This is a genomic window from Methanobrevibacter sp. (genome assembly GCF_017468685.1).
Taxonomy (GTDB): Archaea; Methanobacteriota; Methanobacteria; order Methanobacteriales; family Methanobacteriaceae; genus Methanocatella.
Genome location: NZ_JAFUHT010000010.1, coordinates 1 through 6,316, shown reverse-complemented (window position 1 = coordinate 6,316; position 6,316 = coordinate 1). Strand labels below are relative to the sequence as shown.

Sequence of the window (6,316 nt, the reverse complement as noted above, 5' to 3'; positions counted from 1 at the left end):
GTACTCATAATGGTCATAGTACCAGTCAGGATCGTTTTTGGCGATTGTGCTTGGTGAGTCGTCAACACCGGCGTAATGTGAAGAGGAAGATGAATATGATGAGGAGCTTCCACCACTGCTTCCAACATAGTAATTGTCTCCTGAATCATCAGAAGAATAAGTATCAATTGTTAAAGCGTTATAGCATCCGCTAACTGTAAATATCAGGATTATAAAAACAATCAGGATTGTTATTATCTGACGGTTCCTGTCCCATCCTTTAAAATCATCAACAAGTTTCGGATTTCTCCGACCGTTTGCAGTCTGAACGTCCCTGTAGGCCTCATAAAATGCATATGCCCAGACAATAATTGAAAGGGCAAAAAACGCACTAATAAATACTCCAATGATACCCAAAGCCAATCTGACTATAAGAAGTACAAGTCCCTTTTTGGCATTTCCGGCATAGATTGAACCCAAACCGGTCAGGATAAAGGTTAAAACCAGAGCAATATAAATGTTTTTATGCTTTTTTTCGATTTTCTTTCCGCAGCTGGAGCAGAACCCCGCATCATCCGGAAGTTCAGCTCCGCAAGTTTCGCAATACATAATATTGAATCGGTTATTTGGATATATTTAATATGTTAAGATTCTTTGCAACTTCCATTCCCTTATCTGTGAGCTTGTACACCCTTCCCCTTTTTACTTCAGGATTGATGCATTCAACAAGCTCATGGTCCTTGAGCTTTCTCAATACATTGGATATGTGGCTTTGAACTATATCGGCATCCCTTGCAATCTGTGATGGAAATTGGGACCCCTCAAGCATGGCCTTCATCACACGTGTTCTGTATGTTGAGATTTCAACATAGCTGATTTCGGTTAGAATTTCATCTGAAATATCTTTCATGTATTAATATTTGATTTTCAATATTAAATATTATTATCTATTAATATATTAACATGAGAAAAATTGATGAAAAAACAGGATATGAGATTCCATCCAAAAGAAGAACCGAATTTCAAAAAGATGAACTTTTGGATATCATTGATTTTTTTGTGCAATACAGGGCAATTTTTGATGAAAATTCAGCCAAATCACTAAACTGCAGTCCTCAAAAAGCTGCCCATGACTTTACGATGCTTTTATACCACTACGGAATAATGGATTTGAACTATTTTGAAAACCTTGATGAAATCAGAGCAAAATATGAAAAAAGACATATAAGAGATTTGTCCGATGAAAAACTTGATTTTAATGAGATAATGACCATTTTTACATTCATTCACAGGGCAGAACGCCATGCGGGAGGATGGTACAGGGACTGCATAAAAAACGGCACATACCTGAATCTGCTTAAAAGACTAGAAGAGATTAAAAACAAATTAAATGAAGGTGATAATCATGGGAGTATGTCCGAACTGCGGAAGCTGGGTTGATGACGGAGATGTCTGCACAAACTGCGGAGGAAGCGCCAGCTACTCATCCGACAGCAGCGAAAGTGAAAATTACCAGCCTTCAAATAGAACTAAAAAAGCAAAAAGACTGTCCGATAAGGCATGGAGGCTTGAAAATGAGGGACTGTTTGAGGATGCACTTGATTTAATCAATCAGGCAATCGACATCAATCCTCATGATGCCAATCATTTCAACCGAAAGGCAATCATCCTTCAGGACATGCGCCAGTACGATTATGCACTTGACTCATATGACAGGGCACTGTCAGTTAAAAGCGACGGCACCATACGGGCAAACAAGGCAGACTGCATACTTTCAAAGCTTGAAGCCAAAAGGTTCCGTGCCAAATTCACATACCGTGATTTGGATTTGATAAACGAGGCATTAAAAACTCTTCCCCAACGTGAGAACAACTATCACTACCTTCAGATGAAAGGAAAAATCCTTGAAAATTTGGGAGAACCTGTAAAAGCAAAAATCTGCTACCGGCTTTCAGGAAAGCTCTTTGATGAGGTCGATGAGGCAGAAAGACAGCTTAAATTTATAAAAAATTCCAAAGACACATTCATCATTATAGCAGGCACCAAGTTTTACGAAAACCCCAAAATCCCTGAAGGTGCCATCCTGAATTTGATTAAAGAACCTGAAAACGTCCATGATTCCAACGCAATACGCGTTGAACTGAACGGTGAAACGATAGGTTATGTTGCAAACAGTCCCCGTACATTAATCAAAGAGGTCAGAAGCGCAACAGACATCCGAAACCTAAGTTTTACAAAGGCCGAATTTCTTTTCGAACTGCTTGAAACATATAAAATCGCAAGACTAATCAAATCTCAGTGAAGTGATCATTTTTGCGGTTTCTGCCTCATCAGGCGCTGCAATATAAATCCAAGTATCTCTGTCAGTATCCTTAACTGCAGCGGAGTAGAGATCACCCTGTCTGAATTCTATTTCATGGACATTTACGCCGTCAACCGTCCAGCTTGGCTTTCTAAGCTCGGAGTCTATGAATGCCTTGCGGTAAAACCTTTCGATATTGTTGATTTTGTCCCACTGAAGGACATTTATTGTGATGTTTCCGGTATCGTCAACCAGCTGGACATGACCCTTGTAGGCGAATTTCACAGTGTAGTTGAAAGCAGAACTGTTTAATTTAAACGTTTTAAAGTCATACTCGCCATTAAAAGGCACAAACACCTCACCTTCAGTGAACTTTTCACTTTCAATATGTGTGAGGATAATCGGATTGTTATATACATACAGAATGCAAACAAAAACCGTAAAGACAACAAATGCAACTATTACTTTTCTTTTCATCTTATCACCGGTCAGATTTGAATGTTATATGTCAGATAATAGAAATTTCTAAGTGCCAGAAAGGCATCTCCACACATCAGATAGCTGAAGATGATAAAAAATACGGTTTGGGTAACTATCATCACTGAAACGATTATACACACGTTTTTAACAATTTGCTTTATAAAATCATACATTGTCTCCTCCGCGGAGATTAAAAAAATTCAATACAATCAACTCCTTATAGGTTTTTCAAGAGTCTAATATAATGGCTTTGGTTGGTTTTATATTAATTCTTGGGAATAATATATATGAATCAGGTTGGTTATATAGTTTTAGTTTGACACATTTAAAAAAAAATGCAGAGACAGTTAAGAGCCTGCATGACTTTAATATTTACCTCACAAACAATGCCCTCTTTTAAATGCCAGGACATCTAAAAGTTTTCTCCAACCCATCCCTGATTGACATCGGAATATCCGCATTCCTCACAGTACTCATCATAATCCGCTGACCCGCATGAAGGGCATTCACAGTAGGAATCATCCCTGTAGGAGGTATTTCTCACATTATTTGTTCTTTTGGCAGTAGTGCTTGTTTTTGCTTTGGTGTTTGAAGAAGTCTTACCGTCGCCAGTACAGCAGCATGCAATGATTATCACAAAAAAGAAAATCGCTGCAAAGCCTAAAATTCCTGATCCTGAAGAATACATTTTCTCACCCCCAATATTGTAATAATGTTTAGCCTAACCATATATAAACTTTGTTGTTATTATGTGGGCAAAATCAATATTTCACGGCAAAGTAAATATTGATTTAAAAGAGTTATTTTACAAACTAAAAGCAATAATGCCTTTAAAAATACGAAAACTATATATTTAACCGAGCATAACTAATAATAAACAAAAAAAGGTGATAAAATGACAATTCAGACTATAATTTATAATAAATCAACTATGATTTTATGCTCCGATTTAAGGCAAACGGTTGAAGAATACAAATCCTACATTGGAGTCAAAAAGATTTTCGAGCTAAAGGAAAATCAGCCCGTCGCAATAATGTTTAATGGGCTGATGGACTTTGAAGGAGTGCCCATAGAAACATTGATTGGAGAATTCAAAGAAAACTTCAGGGAATTTGAAGACATCAAAACCACCAAAAAAGAACTCCTTGAATTTTTAAAAGACAACACTCCACATACACCTATGGAAGAATACCTTCCGGAGATTTTAGTGCCTTTCAAAGACAGATTATATGACCTGATTGAAGAGGCCGGATTTAAAAATGCAGTCAACAGCAAATCATTAAAAGAAGTTCCGGAATTTCTCAAAAAATACCATAACTTTGATAAGGAATTTCATGACATCATTCCTGAAGGTTTCGATAAAAAGACATATAATTTAAAGATTTGGAGAATGTTTTCATATGAATTGGATTTTGAGGGAACTGAAGTAATCCTTGCAGAATTTGACAAAAAGAACCATTACGGATCACTATCCGTTTTCAATATATACTGCAACGATAGAGGCAAAATCATTTCAAGAGACATTGAAACAATAGAAAACTGCCCGGACCCATTCATCAGAGTATATGCAATGAATGAAGAAGCATATGCTTTCATTACGGGAATCAGTGATGATTTTGAAAATCATATAATAAACTATGTTGATGATACAAATGAAGAGATTATTAATCATATGGAATGGTACTTGACTGATGAAAATTTTGAAAATGCTGAAGAGATTTTAGAAACCTTAAGAAGTGAGCTTGATTTAAGATTCCTTGATTTAAGTTGCACAATTAATAATTTCAAACAAAAAATCATTGAAGATACTTCATCTTGCTGTGAATATTTGCCTCGTCAATTGTTATGCGATTTTGCAGATTCATTAATAAAACTAACAGCATTGAAACAAAAATTATCACTTGATTTAGAAACTGTAAGTAGTGAATCAGACATTGCATTAATAACCAAGGCATATAAACTGAAATGGATAAGGTACACAGAGGAAATAGTTTAAATACCATTAGAGATAATATAGAAGTTAGGAGAGATAATATGTTATTCATACCACAAGAACAAGTTAAAAAAACACTTAAAAGACTTCGTGAAGAAGGAAAAGAACGCAGAAGAAAAGAATCAGAGAAAAGAAAAGCAGCTTACATAAAAGCTAAAAAAGAAGGAAAATTAGACGAATACTACGCAGAATTAAGAGAAAAAAGACAATTTTACTAAATAACCCCCTAATTTCACTACAACCAAAATAAAGAACCGAAAAAAATAATTTAAATAAAAATAGAGATAATATGTTATTCGTACCAAGAGAACAAGCAAAAAAAGCGCTAAAAAAACTTCGTGAAGAAGGAAAAGAACGCAGAAGGATAGAAGCAGAAAAAAGAAAAGCAGATTACATAAAAGCTGAAAAAGAAGGAAAATTAGACGAATACTATGCAGAATTAAGGGAAAAAAGACAATTTTTCTAAATAACCCCCTAATTTTCACTACAATCAATTTTAGATTTTAAAAATGGATTCGGCCTAAAAAATCTTTAAAAATTAAAACTGATAAAATGAAAAGCAAAATCGAAATCAAACAGAGCGGAATAACAAACCTGAATGTTGATGCAGTCGTGAATGCAGCAAACTCACAGCTTCGAGAAGGAAGCGGAGTGTGCGGAGCAATATTCAGTGAAGCGGGATCACGTGAACTTCGAAAGGCATGCAAAGAAATCGGAGGATGCAAAACAGGCAGTGCCGTAATCACACCAGGATTCAATCTCAAGGCAAAATACATCATCCATGCTGTCGGCCCGATATGGCATGGAGGAGATGAGGGCGAAGAGGAACTTCTCTACGGAGCATATGAAAAATCATTATCCCTGGCAAAGGAATATGAATGCAATTCAATAGCATTTCCCGTGATTTCATCAGGAATCTACGGCTATCCGAAAAGTCAGGCATGGGAAGTGGCAGTGAGAGCATGCAATGATTTCATCAATGACAATCCAGATTATTCAATTAATATATTCTTTGCAGTTCTAAGCGATAAATCCCAAGAAATGGGTGAAAAAGCGATTAAAAAAGTTACAGGAGAATAACATGGATGAATGGGACGATGATGCATATGGCGTAATCTATGATGAACATGACAGGGAAAGGTCATTTAAATCATCAAATGGAAAACCTTCAGGAAATTCCTGCTGCGGAAGCATATTTCTCATTATAATGATTGGATTGGTGATAGCGATAGTGATATGAAGCATGACAAAAAATTAAACCAAAAAAATGAAAAAAAAGAATATTCAATCAAACTCTATTTTCCATAAATCTGATTTTCCAATTCCTTAATTCTAGCCTCAAGCTCAGAATTCTCCGCTTCAAGCTCAGAAATCCTAGAATTTTCCTCTTCCAATTCCGAAATTCTCCTATCAGCATTTTCCAAACTTTCCCTAAAACCATCAAAAGGAGAAAATCCATCAATAACTTCAGAAGAAGTATTATTATCCATCATATCCATCAACCATCAATATTTTAAACACAAAATAAAAATTAAACCAAAAAAATGAAAAAAAAGAATATT

At 35.7% G+C, this 6,316-nt stretch carries 13 protein-coding genes; 7 read left to right on the top strand and 6 right to left on the bottom strand.

What is annotated here, in order from left to right:
- Positions 1-588, bottom strand: a 588-nt coding sequence (locus IJ258_RS01690; protein ID WP_292802031.1) for a zinc ribbon domain-containing protein, incomplete at its 3' end; no start/stop codon positions are given.
- A 13-nt stretch (positions 589-601) separates the two neighbouring features.
- Positions 602-889, bottom strand: coding sequence for a winged helix-turn-helix domain-containing protein (locus IJ258_RS01685; RefSeq protein WP_292802029.1), 288 nt, complete (start codon positions 887-889; stop codon positions 602-604).
- 53 nt (positions 890-942) lie between these two features.
- On the opposite strand from IJ258_RS01685, the gene IJ258_RS01680 reads away from it, so the two are divergent.
- Positions 943-1,419, top strand: coding sequence for a DUF6508 domain-containing protein (locus IJ258_RS01680; RefSeq protein ID WP_292802027.1), 477 nt, complete (start codon positions 943-945; stop codon positions 1,417-1,419).
- On the top strand, positions 1,385-2,281 hold the full coding sequence (locus tag IJ258_RS01675; RefSeq protein ID WP_292802025.1) for an HIRAN domain-containing protein: 897 nt from the start codon (positions 1,385-1,387) through the stop codon (positions 2,279-2,281). The genes IJ258_RS01680 and IJ258_RS01675 overlap by 35 nt, the downstream gene beginning before the upstream one ends.
- On the opposite strand, the gene IJ258_RS01670 is transcribed toward IJ258_RS01675, so the two are convergent.
- The 3 genes from IJ258_RS01670 to IJ258_RS01660 form a co-directional block, all read right to left on the bottom strand.
- A complete protein-coding gene (locus tag IJ258_RS01670; RefSeq protein WP_292802023.1) occupies positions 2,264-2,758 on the bottom strand; it encodes a hypothetical protein in 495 nt (164 codons plus the stop codon). The two genes, IJ258_RS01675 and IJ258_RS01670, sit on opposite strands and share 18 nt — an antisense overlap.
- Before the next feature lie 11 nt (positions 2,759-2,769).
- A complete protein-coding gene (locus tag IJ258_RS01665; RefSeq protein ID WP_292802021.1) occupies positions 2,770-2,934 on the bottom strand; it encodes a hypothetical protein in 165 nt (54 codons plus the stop codon).
- 239 nt (positions 2,935-3,173) lie between these two features.
- On the bottom strand, positions 3,174-3,449 hold the full coding sequence (locus IJ258_RS01660) for a hypothetical protein (protein WP_292802019.1): 276 nt from the start codon (positions 3,447-3,449) through the stop codon (positions 3,174-3,176).
- Between the two features lie 207 nt (positions 3,450-3,656).
- Here IJ258_RS01660 and IJ258_RS01655 point away from each other — a divergent pair, with 207 nt between their 5' ends.
- From IJ258_RS01655 to IJ258_RS01635, 5 genes are all read left to right on the top strand, one after another.
- Positions 3,657-4,757, top strand: coding sequence for a hypothetical protein (locus IJ258_RS01655; protein ID WP_292802017.1), 1,101 nt, complete (start codon positions 3,657-3,659; stop codon positions 4,755-4,757).
- Positions 4,758-4,795: 38 nt separating this feature from the next.
- Positions 4,796-4,972: a hypothetical protein gene (locus tag IJ258_RS01650; RefSeq protein WP_292802015.1), complete on the top strand. Its 177-nt coding sequence runs from the start codon at positions 4,796-4,798 to the stop codon at positions 4,970-4,972.
- A 71-nt stretch (positions 4,973-5,043) separates the two neighbouring features.
- A complete protein-coding gene (locus IJ258_RS01645) occupies positions 5,044-5,220 on the top strand; it encodes a hypothetical protein (RefSeq protein WP_292802013.1) in 177 nt (58 codons plus the stop codon).
- 86 nt (positions 5,221-5,306) lie between these two features.
- On the top strand, positions 5,307-5,834 hold the full coding sequence (locus IJ258_RS01640) for a macro domain-containing protein (RefSeq protein ID WP_292802011.1): 528 nt from the start codon (positions 5,307-5,309) through the stop codon (positions 5,832-5,834).
- 1 nt (position 5,835) lies between these two features.
- A complete protein-coding gene (locus tag IJ258_RS01635) occupies positions 5,836-5,994 on the top strand; it encodes a hypothetical protein (RefSeq protein WP_292802009.1) in 159 nt (52 codons plus the stop codon).
- 55 nt (positions 5,995-6,049) lie between these two features.
- On the opposite strand, the gene IJ258_RS01630 is transcribed toward IJ258_RS01635, so the two are convergent.
- Positions 6,050-6,247, bottom strand: a complete 198-nt coding sequence (locus IJ258_RS01630) for a hypothetical protein (RefSeq protein WP_292802007.1) — start codon at positions 6,245-6,247, stop codon at positions 6,050-6,052.
- Positions 6,248-6,316 lie beyond the last annotated feature (69 nt).